Raw genomic sequence first — 18628 nt, 5'->3', positions numbered from 1 at the left:
GGTCGATCCATTTTTCGACAGGAAGGCGCCATGTCGTGTTGTTCTCCGGGCCGATCCCTAGGTGATCATGTTGCCGAGCCACCTGCAGCGACTGCGCCGCTCGATGCCGGCAGCCGGCCTGACATGGCGTTGATACCGGCTGGGCGCTGGCTTCTCGGCGAGGATCGCTCGATCGCCAATGCTGACGACGGCGAAGGTCCGGTGCGCCCAGTCGAACTTCCGGCGTTCCTGCTCGACAAGACTGCGGTGTCCAATCAGGCCTTCGCGGCCTTTGTCGGTGCCACTGGTCACGTGACGGAGGCCGAACGCCTGGGCTGGTCGTTCGTCTTCATGGCCCAGATCCATCCTGACGCGGTGATCGCAACCGACGCCGACGCCAGCGCGCCGGACTGGTGGGCGCCGGTTCGCGGCGCCTGCTGGCATCAGCCCGATGGCACAGGTTCCAGCTGGCGTGACCGGCGCGACCATCCGGTCGTCCATGTCTCATGGAACGACGCCGTTGCCTTCGCAAACTTCGCCGGCAAGCGACTGCCCACCGAAGCCGAATGGGAAGCCGCAGCGCGCGGTGGGCTTGAACGGGCGATCTATGCCTGGGGCGACGAGCTCAATCCCGGCGGCCGCCACATGTGCAACATCTGGCAAGGGCGCTTTCCGCTCAGCAACAGCGCCGAAGACGGCTACCTCGCGACAGCGCCGGCGCGCAGCTTTCCGCCCAATGGCTTCGGCCTCTACAACATGCTCGGCAATGTCTGGGAATGGACCGCTTCGCCCTGGTCGGGCGAGCCGACCGGAATGATGGCCATGCGCGGCGGCTCCTATCTGTGCCACGCCAGCTACTGCAACCGATACCGCGTTGCGGCACGGACCGGCAACCACCACGGCGCGACCTCGAGCCATCTCGGTTTTCGCTGCGCCGGCGACCTTGTCGGGCAGTGATCGACCATGCCTGATCCGAATGGAGATCCATAACCACATGGAATGAGTTCGCCGAAGCATGTTATGGTGTGGAGCCGCGGAACGCGGTCTATCCTCGCAGAAACTAGGTCGTTGGGTTTGTCTGATTGGAGGATATAGATGATCAGCCGACGTTCACTTCTGGCAGCTGCCAGCATCATCTCGCTCGCCTCGCTGGGGCTTGGAGGCGTGGTTCCCGCTTATGCCCAGCAGAAGCAGGTCAAACTGCAACTCGCCTGGCTCTACAATGGCGCCGCCGCCGGCGAAATCGTCGCCTTGAAGAAGGGGTTCTTCGCTGAAAAGGGCCTCGACGTCGAGATCCTTCCCGGTGGCCCGAACTCCAACACGGTGCAGGAGACGCTCTCCGGAGTGGCGCAGATCGCCACCGCCTATGCGCCCGAGATCATGTATGCCGCAAACCAGGGGCTGCCGATCAAGACCTTCGGCGCGGCCTTCCAGAAAGCGCCGCTGACTTTCTATTCGCTCGGCGAATCCAACATCAAGTCGGTGGCCGACTGGAAGGGCAAGCGCATCGGCGCGAGCCAGGGCGCGACCGCGCAGATCAAGGTCGTGCTCGACCATAACGGAATGAAGCTCGACGACATCACCTTCATCCAGGCCCAGATCCCCGGCCTGCTCCAGGGGCAGGTCGACGTCGTCGCCTCCTGGCCGACCAACGTCGCCCAGAACGTGCCGATCGTGCAGAATCCGGGCGGCTACAACACCCAGAGCATCTGGGACAACGGGCTGCAGTTCCAGTCCAACTACTACATCGCCCGCACCGACCTGATCGGCTCCGACAGCGACATGCTGGTGAAGTTCCTCGAGGCCTGCGACAAGGGCTGGGCCTATGCCGCCGACCATCCCGAAGAGGCCATCGACATGGTTGCCTCGATGTCGAGCGCGATCGACAAGGACAAGGAGCTCGCCTCGCTCAAGGTCATCGTGTCGGACTTCATCTACACCGACGAAACCCGCGAGCACGGCTTTGCCAACATCAGCAAGGACCGCTGGAATGCGACGCTGCAGACCTACGCCAGGATCGGCGAGATCAAGTCCGAACTGACGGCGGACGACGTCTTCGACGGAAGCATCCTTGCGGCAGCACAGAGGACGAAGCGGTGAACATGATGGCGACAATCGCTGCTTCCGGGGCCGCCCGTTCCGGCGACGCCCACTCTGGCGATAGCGGTATCTCCCCGGCACGCAACGCCATCGAGATCGACAATGTCGCCGTGACCTTCGGCGGCAGTTCGCGGGCGGTGCGGGCCATCGACAATGTCTCGCTGACCGTTCGCGAGGGCGAGTTCGTCTCGCTGATCGGGCACTCCGGCTGCGGCAAGTCCACCTTGCTGCGCACCATCGCCGACATCATCGCGCCGACGGAAGGCAAGGTCGCCATCTTCGGCGGGACGCCGGCGGCTGCGCGTGCCTCGCGCACGTTCTCCATGGTGTTCCAGCAATCGGTGCTGATGCCCTGGGCCAAGGTGATCGACAATGTCCGCCTGCCGTTCGAGGTGGGCGGGGCCAACCCGAAGGCCGGCAACTTCATGGACCCGCATGAGGCGCTGAAGCTTGTCGAGCTGGAAGGCTTCGAGGATGCCTTGCCGTCGGAGCTGTCCGGCGGCATGCGCCAGCGCGTCTCGATCGCCCGCGCCCTCGTCACCCGGCCGAAGGTCCTGCTCATGGACGAGCCTTTCGGCGCGCTCGACGAGCTGGTGCGCGACACGCTGAATGTCGAGCTGCTGCGGATCTGGAAGCAGAGCGGGATGACCATCGTCTTCGTCACCCATTCGCTGCATGAGGCGGTTTTCCTGTCGCAGCGTGTGGTGGTGATGAGCCGACGTCCATCGCGGATCGGCGGAATTCTCGAAATCGACCTGCCGGAAGAGCGCGACCTTGCCCTGAAGGACGCCCCTGAACTGGGCCGCCACGTCGCCAGGCTGCGCGACATGCTGGGAGCTGGATAAGCCATGAGCGTTGACCGTTCCATCGAAACCGCCACCCCGTTGCCGCGCATCTGGAGCATCCTCCCAGGCCCCGACGTGATGCGAGCGCTCGGCATGGCCGTGCTCGGGCTCTCCCTGACGCTGATCCTGTGGCAGCTCATAGTCACGCTGTTCGGCGTGCCGTCCTATCTGGTGCCCGCGCCGACCGATGTCGCCGGCGCGCTGTCGCGTGACATGCCGCTGCTTATCGAAGCAGCCGTTCCGACAATCACCGAAGCCTTTCTCGGCTTTCTCCTCGGCAACACCATAGCCCTTCTGGTGGCGGTGTCCTTCGTCTACAACAAGGTCGTCGAGGAGATGTTCTATCCCGTCGCGATCCTGGTCAAGACGATCCCGATCGTCGCAATTGCGCCGGTGCTCAAGATCATCCTCGGCAACGGCATCGAGCCGAAGATCGTGATTGCAGCACTGATCTGCTTCTTCCCGACGCTGGTCAATTCGGTCCGCGGCTTCCGCGCCGTCAATCCGCAGTTGCTCGAACTGATGCATGTCCTGTCGGCGTCGAAGACCGAAGTGTTCCTCAGGATCCGCATCTACAGCGCGCTGCCCTACATCTTCTCGGCGCTCAAGATTTCGGTGACGATGTGTGTGCTCGGCGCGATCGTCGGCGAGTGGATCGGCGCCAACCAGGGCATCGGTTATCTCCTGCTGCAAAGCATGTTCGACTTCAACGCGCCGCGGCTGTTTGCGACCATCCTGACGGCGTCTGTCATCGCCATCACCGGCTTTGCCATCGTCTCGATGCTCGAGAAATGGGTCATCCGCTGGGATCCCGGCGCCGCGATGTAATCTTCAAGGACCCGGCCTGCCCTGGGGCAGGCCGGGTTGCGATCGATGCGGCATGGTCTGATAACGCGATGCGGCATCTCCGGTTTGTCCGAATTCCGAGGCGCCCCAATGTCCAACGACCACAATCCAGGCCGTATCGGCCGCACCTTTCACGAGTCGGACAGCTGGTTTGAAGCCAGGCCCATGCCGGCGTCCGGCAGCCCCAACGTCATCTATGTCATTCTCGACGATGTCGGTTTCGCCGACCTGGGCTGCTTCGGTTCGGAGATCCGTACGCCCAATTTCGACCGGCTTGCCCAACAGGGGCTGCGCTACAGCAATTTCCACACCACCACCATGTGCTCGCCGACGCGTGCCAGCCTGCTGACCGGGCGTAACCATCATGCCGTCGGCATGCGCTGCCTGGCCAATTTCGATTTCGGCTACCGCAACGGCCGCGGCTCGATCTCGCATCGGGCAGCGACGGTCGCCGAAATGCTCGGAAGCGCCGGCTACGCCAATTTTGCCGTCGGCAAGTGGCACGTCGCGCAGACCGACGAAATCACCGCCGTCGGACCGTTCGACCAATGGCCGCTCGGCCGCGGCTTTCATCGCTTCTACGGTTTCATGAATGGCAGCACCGACCAGTATTATCCCGAGCTGGTCGAGGACAATCACCCTGTCGCCCAGCCGAAGTCGCCCGAAGACGGATATCACCTGACTGCCGACCTGGTGGACAAGGCGATGGCGATGCTCGGCGCCCATGTCTCGCTCGCCCCTGATAAGCCGTTCTTCCTCAACCTCGCTTTCTCGGCCGGGCATTTTCCCCATCAGGTGCCCAGGGCCTATATGGATCGCTACGACGGCGTCTGGGACTGCGGCTGGGACGTTGTCAGGCAAAGGCGGCTCGAACGGCAGAAGGCGATGGGCCTGGTGCCTGAAAATACCGAATTGCCGCCCGACGCCCCTGGCGTCGAGAACTGGGACCTGCTTTCGGCCGACCGGAAGCGCGTCGCCGTCAGGCTGCAGCAGGCCTATGCCGGCTTCCTCGAATACACCGACGAGCAACTGGGCCGGCTGCTCGATTTCCTCGAGACGACGGGCAGGCTTGATAACACGCTGATCGTCGTCATCTCCGACAATGGCGCATCGATCGATTGCGGACCAGAGGGCACGACCAACGTGCTCAGGCGCTTCAACCAGATTCCGGAATCCTTCGAACGCAATCTGGCAGAGATCGACGAGATCGGCGGCCCCAGGAGCAACAGCAACTACCCCTGGGGCTGGGCCCAGGCCAGCAACACGCCGCTGCGCCTGTTCAAATCCTTCACCCATGGCGGCGGCGTGCGCGACCCGATGATCGTGTCATGGCCCCGGCGCATCGCCGACAAGGGCGCCATTCGCCATCAGTTCCACCACGTCGTCGACATCACGCCCACCGTGCTCGAGGTCTGCGGCGTCACCGCCCCCGAAATCTACCGAGGTGTCGGCCAGATGCCGGTGCACGGCACCAGCTTTGCCTACACCTTCGATGCGCCCGACGCGGAGACGCGCAAGGACGTGCAATATTTCGAGATGTTCGGCCACCGCGGCATCTGGCACAAGGGCTGGAAGGCCGTCACCAAGCACCGGCGCGGCGACGATTTCGAGCTCGACGACTGGGAGCTCTACAAGCTCGACGAGGATTTCAACGAAACCCGCGATCTGGCGAGCGAGAACCCGGCCAAGCTGCGCGAGATGACGGAACGCTGGTGGGCGGAAGCCGGCCGCTACGACGTCATGCCGCTCGACGACCGCGAGGTCCGTTTCCGCGCCAAGGCGAAGCCTGATTCCATCCGTTCGCGCAGCCGCTACGTCTTTTATCCGCAGCTCGAATCGATCCCGTCGTCAGCGGCACCCCTGACCCAGGACACCTCGCACCGGATCACCGCCGAAGTGACAATCGATCCGCAGTCCGAAGGCACGCTGGTCAGCTACGGCAACAATGGCAGCGGTTATGTGCTCTATCTCAAGGATGGCAGGCTGAACTACAGCTACAACCATGTCGGCGAGATCACCCGCCTGGTGTCGGCGCCGCTGACTGAATTCGGCTCCGTTTCCCTCGGCTTCGAATACCGCAAGACCGGCCTTCTCAAAGGCGTCGGCAGCCTTGTCATGAACGGCCAGGCGCAAGCCGGCGAGCGTGAGCACCAGACGCTGCTGCGCATTGCGCTGGCGCCGATGTTCATCGGCCGCAGCGGCTTGCCGCCTGTCTGCGACGGCATCGACGGCGAATTCCGCTTCACCGGCATATTGCACCGGCTGGTGATCGAACTCGGCGATGACCGCGAGATCGTGCCGCCAAGCGGCGAAATCGACTGACGCTCTGTCTTCTTGTTTTTGCGTAATTGTCCAGGGGAAGCCGCTGCGCGGTTTTTCCTGGGATTGCTCCTGGGCGCTGCCTAGTCGGCGGCGTTCTGCGGGCTGCGCAGGCCTCTGTTTTCGAACACCTCGACCATCGCCTTCATCAGTCCGCTATGGGCGGGCAGCCGGTCCATGCCCTGGCGGAAGACGAAGCCCAGATCGTACTGGAAGATCTCCTTGTCGGTCTTGAGCACCTTCAGGCCTTGTCCGATCGGGCTGCCGGCCACCATCGTCGATTCGAAGAACAGATAGTCGCCAGAGCGCGCCAGCTCGGCGCAGGTGAAGAGCGAGCTGGTCTCGAGCAAATAGCGGGCAGGGGGCGCTCCCCGTTCCTTCAACCAGTCGGACAGCATCTTCAGCACGTCCCGGTTCAGGTTGAACGAGACGAACGGGTATTTGACCAGTTCCATCGGGTCGACCGGGCCCTCCACCTTGGCGAGCGGGTGATGTTCGGCGCACATGATGCCGATCTGTGCCTTGGCGACCCGGCGCGAGGTGAAGCCGGGCAGCCGGCTCTTGGCAATGACAGCACCGGCAAAGATGTCGACCCGCCCAAGCCGCAGATCCTCGATCAGCTGGTCGACCGGTCCTGTCTGCACCGACAGCCGATGCCTGGGAAAACGCCGGTGAAAGCGTGACGCCGCCGGCGGCAGGATTGTCGACGACCAGACCGGGCCGGCCGCGACCCTGATCGTGGCGTCCTGCTCGGACAGGAGATTGCGGATCTCCTGCACCGCATGCTCGTATTCGAGCCCGATGATCTGCGCCCTGTTGAAGAAGGCCTGCCCGGTCGGCGTCAGGTCGGCGCCGCTGGAATGGCGTTCGAACAGGCGCGTGCCGAGCATCTCCTCCAGCCGCTTGACATTCTTGGAGAGCGCCGGCTGCGAGATGCGTAAGCGCTTGGCCGCCTTCGATATTCCCTTGTCTTCGGCGACGGTGACGAAGTGCTTGAGCAGCGTCAGATTGGGGACTTCGAACGACATGCCGGGTGCCTGCCTCATAACCTATTGGAATTACCTTCAAGCCTAAATGTATTGGCCCCTGATGGAGCTTTGTCAAATAATCCTGTTATCGCCCGGAGCTGAAGTCACCAGCTGAAGCTCCTGCTATCACCAGGAAACGCCGCGATGTCGTGTTGTTCACCCGTCCGGGTAAGCGAGCCGCAACTGGCCCCTTCACACGAGGCCAGGCCAGCCGCTCGCAAGGCTGATCTCTCCGCCATGTCGGCTGTCCCCGCCGGCGTCTGGCGCATCGGCCATGATGGTCCCGAGGCCTATGCCGAGGATCGCGAGGGGCCCCGGCGGATGGTCGCCAGCCCCGGCTTCCTGATCGACAGGACGGCAGTGACCAACAGCGCCTTCGCCCGTTTCGTGGCTGCGACCAACTATGTCACCGAGGCGGAGCGGATCGGCTGGTCCTTCGTCTTCTACGCCCAGCTTCATCCCCACGCCGAAAAGGATGTGCTTGATCTCGACACCGGCTCGCCGGAATGGTGGCTGCCGGTGCGCGGCGCAAATTGGTCGAGGCCCGACGGCGCCGGCACCGACTGGCGCGACCGCGACGACCATCCGGTCGTGCATATCTCCTGGAACGATGCCACGGCCTATGCCGCCTGGAGCGGCAAGCGGCTGCCGAGCGAGAGCGAATGGGAGATCGCCGCCAGGGGCGGGCTCGAAGACAGGATCTATCCCTGGGGCAACGAGCTGCTGGAGCAGGGCAGGCACCGCTGCAACATCTGGCAGGGGCGTTTCCCCCGGGAGAATACGGCCGAGGACGGCTTCCTCTCGACCGCGCCTGCCGATGCCTTCGAGCCGAATGGCTACGGCCTGTTCAACATGGTCGGCAATGTCTGGGAATGGACGTCGGACAGCTGGTCGCAGAGCCAGCCTCAGCTGAAAGCGATGCGCGGCGGCTCCTATCTCTGCCACCGCAGCCACTGCAATCGTTATCGCGTCTCGGCGCGCACCTCCAACGCCGTCGATGCCGCCTCGAGCCACCTTGGCTTTCGATGCACGGCCGACATGCCGGCGCCATCAGCCGGCTCTTTCTGATTTCGAGGAACTGCAATGAAACATGACAAGTTTCCGGGCCGTGTCGGCCGCACCGTCGCCGAGTCGACGCCCTGGTGGCCGACGAGCCGCAACCACAAGCAGCAGAAACCCAACATCGTGGTTGTCGTGCTTGACGACACCGGCTGGGCCGATTTCGGCTGCTTCGGCTCGGAGATCAACACGCCGACAATCGACAGGCTGGCGGCGCGCGGGCTGCGCTACACCAATTTCCACGTCACGCCGCTCTGCTCGCCGACGCGCACCTGCCTGCTGACCGGACGCAACCATCACGCCGTCGGCATGCGCTTTCTGTCCGACACCGACACCGGCTTCCCCAATTCGCGCGGCTCAATCGACCGCGACGTGGCGCTATTGCCGGCCATGCTGCGCGAGCAGGGCTATGGCAGCTATCTCGTCGGCAAGTGGCACCTGACCCCGTCGCATGAGATCTCGCCGGCCGGACCCTATCACAACTGGCCGCTCGGCCGCGGCTTCGACCGGTTCTATGGCTTCCTTCCCGGCTGCACCGACCAGATGACGCCCGAGCTGTGCGAGGACAACCACCAGGTCGATCGCGAATTTCCCCAGGATTACCACCTCACCGAGGATCTGGTCGACCGGGCGATTTCTTATGTCCGCGACCACACTGTCTTCCGCGACGAGGAGCCGTTTTTCCTGCAACTGGCCTTCGGCGCCACCCATGCGCCGTTCCAGGCGCCGCGTCGCTTCATCGAACCTTATGTCGATGTCTTCGCCAAGGGCTGGGACGCGACGCGGGAAGACCGCTTGCTGCGCCAGAAGGCGCTTGGCATCGCGCCTGAAGAGACCGAACTTGCGCCGCGCAACGAGGAGGTTTCGGCCTGGAACACGCTCTCCGACGATCAGAAACTGCTCTACACCCATCTTCAGGCGGCCTATGCCGGCTTCCTCGAGCACACCGACCTGCATCTCGGTCGGCTTGTCGACGAGCTTGAACGGCTTGGCGAGCTCGACAACACACTGATCATCGTGCTTTCCGACAATGGCGCCAGCCGTGAAGGCGGCAAGGATGGTGCCGTCGACACCAACGCACCCTATAGCGGCCTGCCGCAGAGCGTCGACGAACAGCTCAAGCGCCTCGACCATATCGGCACACGCCACGGCGGCGCCCATTATCCGCAGGGCTGGGCGATGGCCGGTAACACGCCGTTCCGCCGCTACAAACAGCATGTCGATCTCGGCGGCGTGCGCTCGCCCATGGTGGTGTCGTGGCCCGGCGGCATCGCCGCGACAGGCGAGGTCAGGACGCAGTTCTCCCATGTCATCGACCTCGCGCCGACAATCATGTCGCTGGCGGGTCTCGACCATCCGTTGCCCTGTGACGGCCGCAGCATCGCATCGACCTTTGATGCTGCCGATGCACCGGCGCCGCGGGCCACGCAATATTGGGAAAATCTCGGTCATCGCGCGATCTGGCATGAAGGCTGGCGGGCGGTCACCGAGCATCGCCAGGGCGACGCCTATGAAGACGACAGCTGGCGGCTCTACGACACCGAGGGCGATTTTTCGGAATCGCAGGATTGCGCCGGGCAGGAGCCCGACCTGCTCAAGGAAATGATCGGCCGCTGGTGGCAGGAAGCCGAGGCCAACAACGTGCTGCCGCTTGATGACCGTACGCTGGTGCAATTGCTGCGCGCCCGGCCGCCCATCGGGCTGATGTCACGCGACAGGCTGGTCTTCCGCCCGGGCCAGAGCCATGTGCCGATCAGCAGCATGATCGCGGGTTCGGAACGATCCATGGTCGTCACTGCATCGTTTCGCGACCGCGCCGCCGGCGAAGATGGCGTGCTGGTCTCGAGTGGCGACGCGCAAGGCGGCTACGTGCTTTATGTCATGGACGGGCGGCTCACCTTCGAACATGTGCAGCTCGGCCACCGTGTCGTCTGTGTCGCCGATGCCGTCCTGCCCACGGGAACCTGCGAGGCCGGATTTGCTCTCCACAACCGAAACGGCCATTCTGCCGAAATCGTCTTGCTGCACGGCCGCCGGAGGGTAGGGGCGGCACGTATTCCGGTGACCGCCGCACATCTGTCGTTCTGGGGCATCGATGTCGGCACGGATGCGGCAGACAGGGTCTCCAGCGCCTATCCCGCCGACTTCGCCTACCGGGGGCGGTCGTTTGAGACCTTGACCATAGACTTCCTCGACCAGCCGCTGATCGAGGACGTCGCAGAAGCAATGGAAAGCACCGAGTGATATGGCACAAGTCGAAGTTCTGATCGATGTCGATACCGGCGTCGATGACGCGCTGGCGCTGTCATTTGCGGCACTCCACCCTGATATCAACCTGCGGGCGGTGACCTGCGTTGCCGGCAACGCCTCGCTCGACAATGTCTATCGCAACACCCGTGCCGTCCTTGCCGTCGCCGGTGCAGGAAACGTTCCGGTCGCCCGCGGCGCTTCGCGTCCGCTGATCGCCGCCCCGCGCGACGCCGCCCATGTCCACGGCCATAACGGTCTCGCCGGGCTGGAGCTCGATGTCCACGAAGGCGGCAGCGACCTCCATGCCGTCGAGCTCATGCGCCAACAGATTTTGGCCAGCCCGACGCCGCCGACGCTGATTGCGCTGGCACCGCTGACCAATGTCGCGCTTCTGGTGCGCATGTATCCCGAAGTGGCGGCCCGGCTTGCGCGGATCGTCTTCATGGGCGGCAGCGCCAGCGTCGGCAATGCCACGCCGGTCGCCGAATTCAACAGCTGGGCCGATCCGGAAGCGACGGCGATCGTCGTCGACAGCGGCATTCCGACTGTCATGTACGGGCTCGATGTCTTCTACAGCGCGGCCGTGTCGGAAGACGACGTGGCGGCACTCGAAAGGTCGAGCCGGCCGGTGGCGCAGTTGTGCGCCAAGCTGTTCCGGCACATGGCGGTCAAGGATTCCGACCAGAAGCGCATTCCTGCCGGTACCATCGCAGCCCTGGGTGATGCCGGCACGGTCTGCGCCGTTGTCGACCCCGCCGGCCTGACGACGCACAGGTTTCCGGTCAGCGTCTGCACGGACGGATCGCGGTCGCGCGGCCAGACGATCGTCGACCGTCGTTCCCATCGCGGCGAATCCGAGCTGAACGGCGCGAGCCTGGGGCAGCCTGTCGATGTCGCGCTGGCGGTCGATGGCGCCCGTTATGCCCAATTGTTCCGGCGGACGATCCTGGGCTCGCCGGGAGGTTGACGCCGAGATGGCTGGAGCAGTCTCCGTGTCGGCGCAATGGCCGGCGCCGGCCCGGCGATCTCATGACATGGCGCGCTCTGAGATCTCATCCTCACTGCGTTCTGTGACAACAGCGTCGAAGCTGCTGCTTTCGGCGAACAGGACGGAGCGCAGTCTGCCCATCTTGCTCGTGTCGATGACGAGGATATTGCGGCTGGCCGTGACCATGACCTTTCGCTTTATCTCGGCCTCGTGGAAATGTGCGCAGGTCGCGCCTCGCGCCCAGTCGAAACCGGCGGCCGACAACAAGGCCACGTTGATGCCGAGCGATGCGATGGTGGCCAGTGCCTCCGGGCCGAAGAAGGTGGCGGAAGCGGGATAATAGACGCCGCCGAGCATGACGAGCGTCACATTCGGTTTGTGTGCCAGCCGCTCGGCAACATTGAGCGCGTAACAGACAACGGTAAGCGGCATGTCGTTGGGGATGAGGTCGACCAATTCGATGAGCGTCGTGCCGCAGTCGATGAAGATTGTCTCTTCGGCCTTGACGTAACGCAGGGCGGCTTCACAGGCGCGTCGTTTGGCATCGCGCTGCTGATCGGCAGCCATATCAAGAGTGTAGGAGTTCTCCGGTTCGAACATGCCGCGCGGAACGACATAACCGCCGAGATAGCCCAGTTGGTCCGGATTCTGCTGGATGTCGCGACGCACTGTCATTTCGGAGACGTCAAGGAGTTTCGCGACGGCGCTGATGTGCAGCGCCCGGCCTTGTGCCAGCTCTGCCTGGAGGCGCTCCATGCGCTGCGCTTTTGCTGAGCCGGCTTTCGCCACTGGATACTCCCATCGTTGAATGTCAGAGACGTAACAAGTTGGTCCAGGCAGTACAAGTTTGCAGGATATTGTCGGGTTTTTTGTGAGAATTATAACACTTTTATGTTGACATTATCACAGGTATAATGCCCTTTTCAGTCTCGGCGGCTCCATGATCGTGCTCTCGATCGAAGCACAAACATCGTGGTGGCCGCTTGTCCGGTAGCGCTTTGATGGATCTTGTCGTGGGATTGGCAATGGAAATGAATGAGGGCAGCGGCGCGATCATGCGCGTGGTGCGTGCTGCGTCAGATGCCGATGTCGGCCTGCCGCGCAATCCCGGCATGGCGCTGGATCTTGGTTTTCTGGAATCGATGCGCAGCGTCAACCGCTCGGCGCTGGAGCGCAGGGTCGGCACGCTGACCAAACGGCGCTCGATCAAGGCCGACAACCAGGCGGCCTGGTTGCTCAGGTCGGTCTCGCTGATGGACCTGACGACGCTCAATTCCAACGACACCGACGAGCGCGTGCGCCGGCTCTGCGCCAAGGCGCTGAACCCGCTGCGCCGCGACCTGACCGAGGCGCTGGGACTGGGTGAGACGGTGATCCGGCCGGCTGCGGTCTGCGTCTATCATCCGTTCGTCGCCACTGCCGTGGAAGTGGTGAAGGGCTCGGGCATCCATGTCGCTGCGGTGTCGACGGCCTTTCCGCATGGCCTGGCACCCCTGTCGACACGTCTCGCCGAGATCGAGGCGTCGGTATCAGACGGTGCCGACGAGATCGACGTCGTCATTCCGCGCGGACTGGTATTCGGCGCCAGGTGGCAGGAGCTCTATGACGAGATCAGGCAGATGCGTGCTGCCTGCGGCGAGGCGCATCTGAAGGTCATCCTGGGCACCGGCGATCTGGCGACTTTGCGCAATGTCACGCTGGCCTCGATGGTGGCGATGATGGCGGGTGCCGACTTCATCAAAACCTCGACCGGCAAGGAAAGCGTCAATGCGACGCTGCCCGTCGGCCTCGCCATGGTCAGGGCCATCCGCGCCTATCACGAGCAGACCGGTTATCTCATCGGCTTCAAGCCGGCCGGCGGCATCTCGACGGCCAAAGTCTCGCTCGACTGGCTGGTGCTGATGAAGGAAGAGCTCGGCCGGCCCTGGCTCGAACCGGAGCTGTTCCGCTTCGGCGCCTCGAGCCTGTTGACCGACATCGAACGCCAGCTCGAACACCACGTCAGCGGCCGCTACTCGGCCAACCACCGCCACGCCATGGCGTGAGGCGATGGGCGCGAAAGCAACAACGGTGGCGCTTCGCACACACCCCCTCTGGCCTGCCGGCCATCTCCCCGCAAGGGGGAGATTGGCAGCTCCCGCCGCAGTTCATTTCCTCCAGCCTCGATGATTGGCGGCGACGTCAATGGAGGCTGATCTCCCCCTTAAGGGGGAGATGGCCGCCCCTTTGACAGACATGGGCCAGAGGGGGTGTGACGGGCAGTGAGTGCCGAACCCCATTCAAGCCCCGCAAAGTCCGGAGCCTCTCATGAACATTCTCGAACGATACCACGCCATGGATTATGCCCCAGCCCCGAGGCCCGCAGCGAAGCCGATGCCTGGCTTGCGGCCCGCGATTTCTCCAAGGCGCTGTTCATCGCAGGCGACTGGCGCGCCGGCATTGACGGCAAGAGCTTCGACACGTCGATCCCTCTGATGGCAAGCTTCTGGCCAAAGTGTCGGACGCCTCTGCCGCCGACATCGAGGCGGCCGTTGCCTCAGCCCGCAAGGCATTGCCCAAATGGAGCGCTGCCTCGGGTTACGAGCGGGCCAAGGTGCTTTATGCCATCGGCCGCGCCATGCAGCGCCACCAGCGCCTGTTTGCGGTGCTGGAAAGCCTCGACAATGGCAAGCCGATCCGCGAAAGCCGCGACATCGACGTGCCGCTGGCGATCCGCCACTTCATCCACCATGCCGGCTGGGCCCAGTCGCTGGACAAGGAATTCCCCGGCCGCAAGCCGGCCGGTGTCGTCGGCCAGATCATCCGTGGAACTTCCGCTGCTGATGCTGGCCTGGAAGATCGCACCCCCGCTCTTGCCACCGGCTGCACCGTTGCCTGAAGCCGGCCGAGTTCACGCCGCTGACGGCCATTCTCTTCGCCGAGATCTGCGAACGATCAGGTGTGCCCAAGGGCGTGGTCAACATCGTCCAGGGCGGACCCGAGGCAGGGGTGGCGATCGTCAACCATCCCGGCATCGACAAGATCGCGTTTACCGGCTCGTCGGAGGTCGGCAAGATCATCCGCAAGGCAACGGCGGGCAGTGGCAAAAAGCTGTCGCTGGAACTCGGCGGCAAGTCGGCTTTCATTGTCTTCGAAGACGCCGATCTCGACAGCGCCGTCGAAGGGCTTGTCGACGGCATCTGGTTCAACCAGGCCAGGTCTGCTGTGCCGGCTCGCGGCTTCTGGTGCAGGAGAGCGTAGCCGAAGCCTTCATCGCCAAGGTCAAGACACGGATGAGCCGCCTGCGGGTCGGTTCTCCGCTCGACAAGAACACCGACATCGGCCCGCTGGTCGACAAGACCCAGCTCGACCGGGTCAGGCGCCTTGTCGAGGAAGGTGCAAGACAGGGTGCCGTCTGCTGGCAGCCCGACCAGGACATGCCATCATCAGGCTACTACCACCTGCCGACGCTGGCGACGGTGTTGCGCCCGCCAACATCCTCGCCCAGGAAGAGGTGTTCGGTCCGGTGCTCGCCACCATGAGCTTCCGCAACACCGAAGAGGCGGTCGAGCTTGCCAACAACACCCGTTATGGCCTTGCCGCCTCGGTGTGGAGCGAGAACGTCAATCTGGCGCTGCATGTCGCCCCGCAGCTCAAGGCCGGCGTGGTCTGGATCAACGGCACCAACATGTTCGATGCTGCCTGCGGCTTCGGTGGCTACCGCGAGAGTGGCTTTGGCCGCGAGGGCGGGCGCGAGGGGCTGGAGGAATATCTGGCGCCGAGCGAGCCGCATGGCCCTGTCATCAAACAGGCGGCAGCACCGAAACAGACGGCCCGTGAATGGCGAAAGCTATGGCATCGACGCGCACCGCAAAGCTGTTCATCGCAGGCAAGCAGGTGCGCCCCGACGGCAACTATTCGCTGCCGGTTCTGACCTCCAAGGGCAAAAACTCGCGGCGAGGTCGGCTTGGGCAGCCGCAAGGACATCCGCGACGCTGTGACAGCGGCGCGCGCCTGCAAGGCCTGCCGGAGGCGACCGCCTACAACAGGGCCCAGGTGCTCTATTACCTCGCCGAGAACCTGTCGGGCCGTACGGAAGAGTTTGCTGCCCGCATCGCCGAACTGACCGGTGCCGGCCACAAGGCTGCCAAGGCAGAAGTCGAGGCCTCGATCGAGCGGCTGTTCTATTATGCCGGCATGACCGACAAGTTCGAGGGCAGGGTGCACCAGCCGCCGGCGCGCACCGTCACGCTTGCCCTGCATGAACCTGTCGGCGTCATCGGCATCGTGCCCCTGACGATTCACGCGCTGCGGGCTGATCTCGCTGCTCGCCCCGCCCTTGCCATGGGCAACACCACCGTCGTGGTGCCGTCCTCCACCGCCCCGCTCGTGGCAACCGACCTCTACCAGGTGCTCGAGTACTCAGACGTCCCTGCCGGTGCGATCAACATCGTCACCGGGCATACGGCGGAGCTTGCGGCGGTGCTTGCCAAACATGATGACGTCGACGGCCTCTGGGTCGTCGCCGAGGCCGAGATCTGCGCCAAAGCGGAGGCTGAATCTGTCGGCAATCTCAAGCGCGTCTGGACCGGCCGGCCGCAGCCTCGACTGGCCGACAGCCCAGGGCGAAGCCTTCCTCCGCCGTGCCGTCGAGGTCAAGAACGTCTGGGTCCCATACGGCGACTAGGGGAATAGGGGAATAGGGGAATAGGGGAATAGGGGAATAGGGTTCTCGCCTTCCCTTACTCCCTTACTCCCTTACGCCCTGCCTTGCGCAAATCACGTCCAGTCCGAGAGCACGCCTTCATGAAAATCTATCTTGCCGGCCCCGAAGTCTTCCTGCCCAATGCGCGCGAGGTGCTTGATCGCAAGATCGAATTGACCAGGCGCTACGGCTTCGTTCCGGTCTCTCCGGCGATCTCGAAGTGCCGGCGACCGATACCAAAAGGGCGAAAGGGCTTGCCATCAGCTCGATCAACGAACGCCTGATGATGAGCGCCGACATGATCATCGCCAATCTGACGCCATTCCGTGGCATCGCGGCGGATATCGGTACGGCATTCGAACTCGGCTTCATGTGCGCCGCGGCTGCCCCGCCTATGCGTTTTCCAACACGGTTGACGATCACTATGCTCGGTAGCTGTGCTCTATGAGGGGCGCATCGAGGCCGACGCGCAGGGCAGGCCGCGGGGGCCGGATGGACTGGCCGTCGAAGATTTCGAGATGATCGATCGACAATCTCATGCTCGACGGCGGCATCGAGGCGCGTGGCGGTGCGATCGTCACATGCGAGGTTGCGGCCGAGGCGCTGTACACCGACCATCAGGCCTTCGAGCAATGCCTGCGGCTGGCTGCGGCCAGGTTCCCGCGCTGATTTTCGTGTTCGGAATGGGAGACAATGTGATGGATCGTGCCGATATCGTCGTGTGCTTGGAACCTTTGTCGCCGACCTGGCCTTCAAGGCCGAGCGGCTGCGGTTGTCGGCGAGACACTGCTTGGCCAGGGTTTTGCCATGGGTCCCGGCGGCAAGGGCTCCAACCAGGTGATCGCAGCTGCACGCGCTGGCGCGCGGTCCGCAATGATCACCCGTGTCGGGCAGGATTCCTTCGGTGACATGGCCAGGCAGACCTGGTCGCAAGATGGGGTTGATACCTCGCATGTGCTGATCGACGAGGCCGCTCCGACGGGGCGGCGTTCATCTTCGTCTCCTCGAGGACGGGCGACAACGCCATCATCATCGAGAGTGGTGCTGCGGCCAATCTGAGCCCCGCCGACGTCCGCGCCGCGGAAGGGCTGATCAGCGGCGCCAGGGTCTTCGTCACCCAGTTCGAGCAGCCCATCGAAACGGCCATCGAAGGGCTTCGCCTGGCACGCGGCCATGGCGTCACCACCATCCTCAACCCGGCGCCGGCGCTGCCGGTCGACGACGCCATCTACGTCAATTGTGATTTCGTCACCCCCAACGAAACCGAGGCCGCGACTTTGACCGGGATCGACACGGCAACGGACGAGGGCGCCCTGCAGGCGGCAGCCAGCCTGGTCAGGCGTGGAGCCCGCAATGCGCTCATCACACTGGGTGCCAAGGGCGCGCTGCTGCATGGCGAGGCCGGCACGCATTTCGTCCCGGCTTTCAAGGTAACCAAGGTCGTCGACACGACGGGGGCGGGAGACGCGTTCAACGGCGGCTTCGCCGTTGCGATTGCCGAAGGCCGCAGCCCGGTCGATGCCGTCCGCTTCGGTGCGGCGGTGGCCGCCCTTTCTGTGCAGAAGCCGGCACCGCACCGTCCATGCCGACGCGTGCGGACATCGATGCCTTCATCCGCGCCAACGGCTAGAGAATTTCGCCAAGGAAGTCGCGCAAGAATAAGAAGATAGCGCGATTTCTTGATTCGAGAAAAAGCGCTGGCGCCCTGGGGCGATAACGCCTCGGGCGCGCTCGACATGCGCCCATCAATCCTTCCTGAGACGACGATCCTGCCGAGCCAGCCGGTGAGCATGGCCAGCCCGATGGCGAAGAGGCCGTAGCCGAAGCCGTGGTCGGTGGCGAAGCGAAAGATGGTCTGCTCGAAGCCCGACTTGACGATGGCCAGCTGGGCCGAGGTTTCCTTGATGAAGATGCCGTTGCGAAACAGGAAGGCACGCGCCTTGTGGGTGCCGACCGGCACGTTGGGGCAAGGTGCAGCGTGGCGCGGAACAGGCTCTGCGACAGGATGCACGCCGCCGATATTGTCGGAGTAGAGCCCGGTCGCCAGCTTGCGCTCGCGCAGCGCCTCGGTGAACTCCTGGATGGTCAGCGGGCTGTCGCGCTTGTCCTCGGGCTCCATGTAGATGTTGTTGGCGCCCAGTGAGAGCTGGCGGTAGTTGTTAGGATCGGTGATGTCCTGCGGCTGGCGGGTGGTCGCCACCGAATAGGACATCGGCACGTTGACGAAGGTTTCCGACTGGTGTGTTGATCCACATGCCGAGCACGCGGCTCTTGCGCCGCACCACCACCGGCCGCGCCGGACCCTCGAGCACGACATAGACGTCGTAGCGGCCCTGGCGGTTGATCAGCGGGTCGGCGTTTTCGAGCGCCCCGAAGATGGTGAGGTCGGCACCGGCGAAGTCGGCGGTGATGGCGACGCGGTCGGTCGAGAGCCCGATCTGGATGCTTTCGGGATGCGCCGGCTCCTGCGCGCGGGCCGGAAGGGCTGCCGCCAGCATCAGGGCTGCGAGATATGCCGCGACCCGCATCA

The 18628-nt window shown here is 63.9% G+C and carries 14 protein-coding genes and 4 pseudogenes; 14 read left to right on the top strand and 4 right to left on the bottom strand.

The features are described from left to right. The first annotated feature begins 123 nt into the window (after positions 1 to 123). The 5 genes from SLT36_RS19570 (at position 124) to SLT36_RS19550 (ending at position 6092) form a co-directional block, all read left to right on the top strand. A complete protein-coding gene (locus SLT36_RS19570; RefSeq protein WP_432284013.1) occupies positions 124 to 936 on the top strand; it encodes a formylglycine-generating enzyme family protein in 813 nt (270 codons plus the stop codon). Between the two features lie 138 nt (positions 937 to 1074). Continuing rightward, positions 1075 to 2079, top strand: a complete 1005-nt coding sequence (locus tag SLT36_RS19565) for an ABC transporter substrate-binding protein (RefSeq protein WP_432284012.1) — start codon at positions 1075 to 1077, stop codon at positions 2077 to 2079. Continuing rightward, the gene (locus SLT36_RS19560; protein WP_432284011.1) at positions 2076 to 2924 is read left to right on the top strand and encodes an ABC transporter ATP-binding protein; all 849 of its coding nucleotides are present in this window, start codon (positions 2076 to 2078) and stop codon (positions 2922 to 2924) included. The genes SLT36_RS19565 and SLT36_RS19560 overlap by 4 nt, the downstream gene beginning before the upstream one ends. Before the next feature lie 3 nt (positions 2925 to 2927). After that, positions 2928 to 3752 carry an ABC transporter permease gene (locus SLT36_RS19555; protein WP_432284010.1) on the top strand — a complete coding sequence of 275 codons (825 nt, stop codon included), beginning with the start codon at positions 2928 to 2930 and terminating at the stop codon, positions 3750 to 3752. A gap of 108 nt (positions 3753 to 3860) precedes the next feature. Further along, complete coding sequence (locus SLT36_RS19550; protein WP_432284009.1) at positions 3861 to 6092, top strand: arylsulfatase; 2232 nt, start codon at positions 3861 to 3863, stop codon at positions 6090 to 6092. An 80-nt stretch (positions 6093 to 6172) separates the two neighbouring features. Here SLT36_RS19550 and SLT36_RS19545 read toward each other — a convergent pair whose 3' ends face one another. Then, the gene (locus SLT36_RS19545; protein WP_432284008.1) at positions 6173 to 7117 is read right to left on the bottom strand and encodes a LysR family transcriptional regulator; all 945 of its coding nucleotides are present in this window, start codon (positions 7115 to 7117) and stop codon (positions 6173 to 6175) included. Between the two features lie 237 nt (positions 7118 to 7354). On the opposite strand from SLT36_RS19545, the gene SLT36_RS19540 reads away from it, so the two are divergent. Genes SLT36_RS19540 through SLT36_RS19530 form a run of 3 tightly spaced genes read left to right on the top strand, consistent with a single transcriptional unit; the run spans position 7355 to position 11393 of the window. Then, positions 7355 to 8185, top strand: a complete 831-nt coding sequence (locus SLT36_RS19540) for a formylglycine-generating enzyme family protein (protein ID WP_432284007.1) — start codon at positions 7355 to 7357, stop codon at positions 8183 to 8185. Between the two features lie 15 nt (positions 8186 to 8200). Next, complete coding sequence (locus tag SLT36_RS19535) at positions 8201 to 10420, top strand: arylsulfatase (RefSeq protein ID WP_432284006.1); 2220 nt, start codon at positions 8201 to 8203, stop codon at positions 10418 to 10420. Between the two features lies 1 nt (position 10421). Further along, on the top strand, positions 10422 to 11393 hold the full coding sequence (locus SLT36_RS19530; RefSeq protein WP_432284005.1) for a nucleoside hydrolase: 972 nt from the start codon (positions 10422 to 10424) through the stop codon (positions 11391 to 11393). A gap of 60 nt (positions 11394 to 11453) precedes the next feature. On the opposite strand, the gene SLT36_RS19525 is transcribed toward SLT36_RS19530, so the two are convergent. After that, positions 11454 to 12170 carry a DeoR/GlpR family DNA-binding transcription regulator gene (locus SLT36_RS19525; protein ID WP_432288404.1) on the bottom strand — a complete coding sequence of 239 codons (717 nt, stop codon included), beginning with the start codon at positions 12168 to 12170 and terminating at the stop codon, positions 11454 to 11456. A gap of 299 nt (positions 12171 to 12469) precedes the next feature. On the opposite strand from SLT36_RS19525, the gene deoC reads away from it, so the two are divergent. From deoC to SLT36_RS19495, 6 genes and pseudogenes are all read left to right on the top strand, one after another. Further along, positions 12470 to 13459 (top strand): deoxyribose-phosphate aldolase, encoded by a 990-nt coding sequence (deoC, locus tag SLT36_RS19520; protein WP_432288402.1) that lies wholly within the window; start codon positions 12470 to 12472, stop codon positions 13457 to 13459. A 449-nt stretch (positions 13460 to 13908) separates the two neighbouring features. Beyond that, on the top strand, positions 13909 to 14292 hold the full coding sequence (locus SLT36_RS19515) for an aldehyde dehydrogenase family protein (RefSeq protein ID WP_432284004.1): 384 nt from the start codon (positions 13909 to 13911) through the stop codon (positions 14290 to 14292). Next, positions 14277 to 15327, top strand: a pseudogene (locus SLT36_RS19510) (aldehyde dehydrogenase family protein). The gene SLT36_RS19515 and the pseudogene SLT36_RS19510 overlap by 16 nt, the downstream one beginning before the upstream one ends. Then, positions 15246 to 16088, top strand: a complete 843-nt coding sequence (locus SLT36_RS19505) for an aldehyde dehydrogenase family protein (RefSeq protein WP_432284003.1) — start codon at positions 15246 to 15248, stop codon at positions 16086 to 16088. The pseudogene SLT36_RS19510 and the gene SLT36_RS19505 overlap by 82 nt, the downstream one beginning before the upstream one ends. A 111-nt stretch (positions 16089 to 16199) precedes the next feature. Next, a pseudogene (locus SLT36_RS19500) lies at positions 16200 to 16767 on the top strand (nucleoside 2-deoxyribosyltransferase). 138 nt (positions 16768 to 16905) lie between these two features. Beyond that, a pseudogene (locus SLT36_RS19495) lies at positions 16906 to 17768 on the top strand (ribokinase). Between the two features lie 152 nt (positions 17769 to 17920). Here SLT36_RS19495 and SLT36_RS19490 read toward each other — a convergent pair. Together SLT36_RS19490 and SLT36_RS19485 are read right to left on the bottom strand one after the other, a co-directional pair. Continuing rightward, positions 17921 to 18310 (bottom strand): annotated as a pseudogene (locus SLT36_RS19490) (TIGR02186 family protein); the annotation flags it as partial. Next, complete coding sequence (locus SLT36_RS19485) at positions 18258 to 18626, bottom strand: TIGR02186 family protein (RefSeq protein WP_432288400.1); 369 nt, start codon at positions 18624 to 18626, stop codon at positions 18258 to 18260. The pseudogene SLT36_RS19490 and the gene SLT36_RS19485, both read right to left, overlap by 53 nt. Positions 18627 to 18628 lie beyond the last annotated feature (2 nt).

It is taken from the genome of Aminobacter sp. BA135 (assembly GCF_050859125.1).
Taxonomy (GTDB): domain Bacteria; phylum Pseudomonadota; class Alphaproteobacteria; order Rhizobiales; family Rhizobiaceae; genus Aminobacter; species Aminobacter ciceronei.
Note: the sequence above shows the minus strand (reverse complement) of the source record. Positions and strands in the feature narration are given on the sequence as shown.

Excerpts from the sequence above, each read along its gene's own strand:
- SLT36_RS19570 (WP_432284013.1), top strand. The coding sequence starts at position 124 with ATGGCGTTGATACCGGCTGGGCGCTGGCTTCTCGGCGAGGATCGCTCG.
- SLT36_RS19565 (WP_432284012.1), top strand. The coding sequence starts at position 1,075 with ATGATCAGCCGACGTTCACTTCTGGCAGCTGCCAGCATCATCTCGCTC.
- SLT36_RS19555 (WP_432284010.1), top strand. The coding sequence starts at position 2,928 with ATGAGCGTTGACCGTTCCATCGAAACCGCCACCCCGTTGCCGCGCATC.
- SLT36_RS19550 (WP_432284009.1), top strand. The coding sequence starts at position 3,861 with ATGTCCAACGACCACAATCCAGGCCGTATCGGCCGCACCTTTCACGAG.
- SLT36_RS19545 (WP_432284008.1), bottom strand. The coding sequence starts at position 7,117 with ATGTCGTTCGAAGTCCCCAATCTGACGCTGCTCAAGCACTTCGTCACC.
- SLT36_RS19540 (WP_432284007.1), top strand. The coding sequence starts at position 7,355 with ATGTCGGCTGTCCCCGCCGGCGTCTGGCGCATCGGCCATGATGGTCCC.
- SLT36_RS19535 (WP_432284006.1), top strand. The coding sequence starts at position 8,201 with ATGAAACATGACAAGTTTCCGGGCCGTGTCGGCCGCACCGTCGCCGAG.
- SLT36_RS19530 (WP_432284005.1), top strand. The coding sequence starts at position 10,422 with ATGGCACAAGTCGAAGTTCTGATCGATGTCGATACCGGCGTCGATGAC.
- SLT36_RS19525 (WP_432288404.1), bottom strand. The coding sequence starts at position 12,170 with ATGGAGCGCCTCCAGGCAGAGCTGGCACAAGGCCGGGCGCTGCACATC.
- deoC (WP_432288402.1), top strand. The coding sequence starts at position 12,470 with ATGCGCGTGGTGCGTGCTGCGTCAGATGCCGATGTCGGCCTGCCGCGC.
- SLT36_RS19505 (WP_432284003.1), top strand. The coding sequence starts at position 15,246 with ATGGCATCGACGCGCACCGCAAAGCTGTTCATCGCAGGCAAGCAGGTG.
- SLT36_RS19485 (WP_432288400.1), bottom strand. The coding sequence starts at position 18,626 with ATGCGGGTCGCGGCATATCTCGCAGCCCTGATGCTGGCGGCAGCCCTT.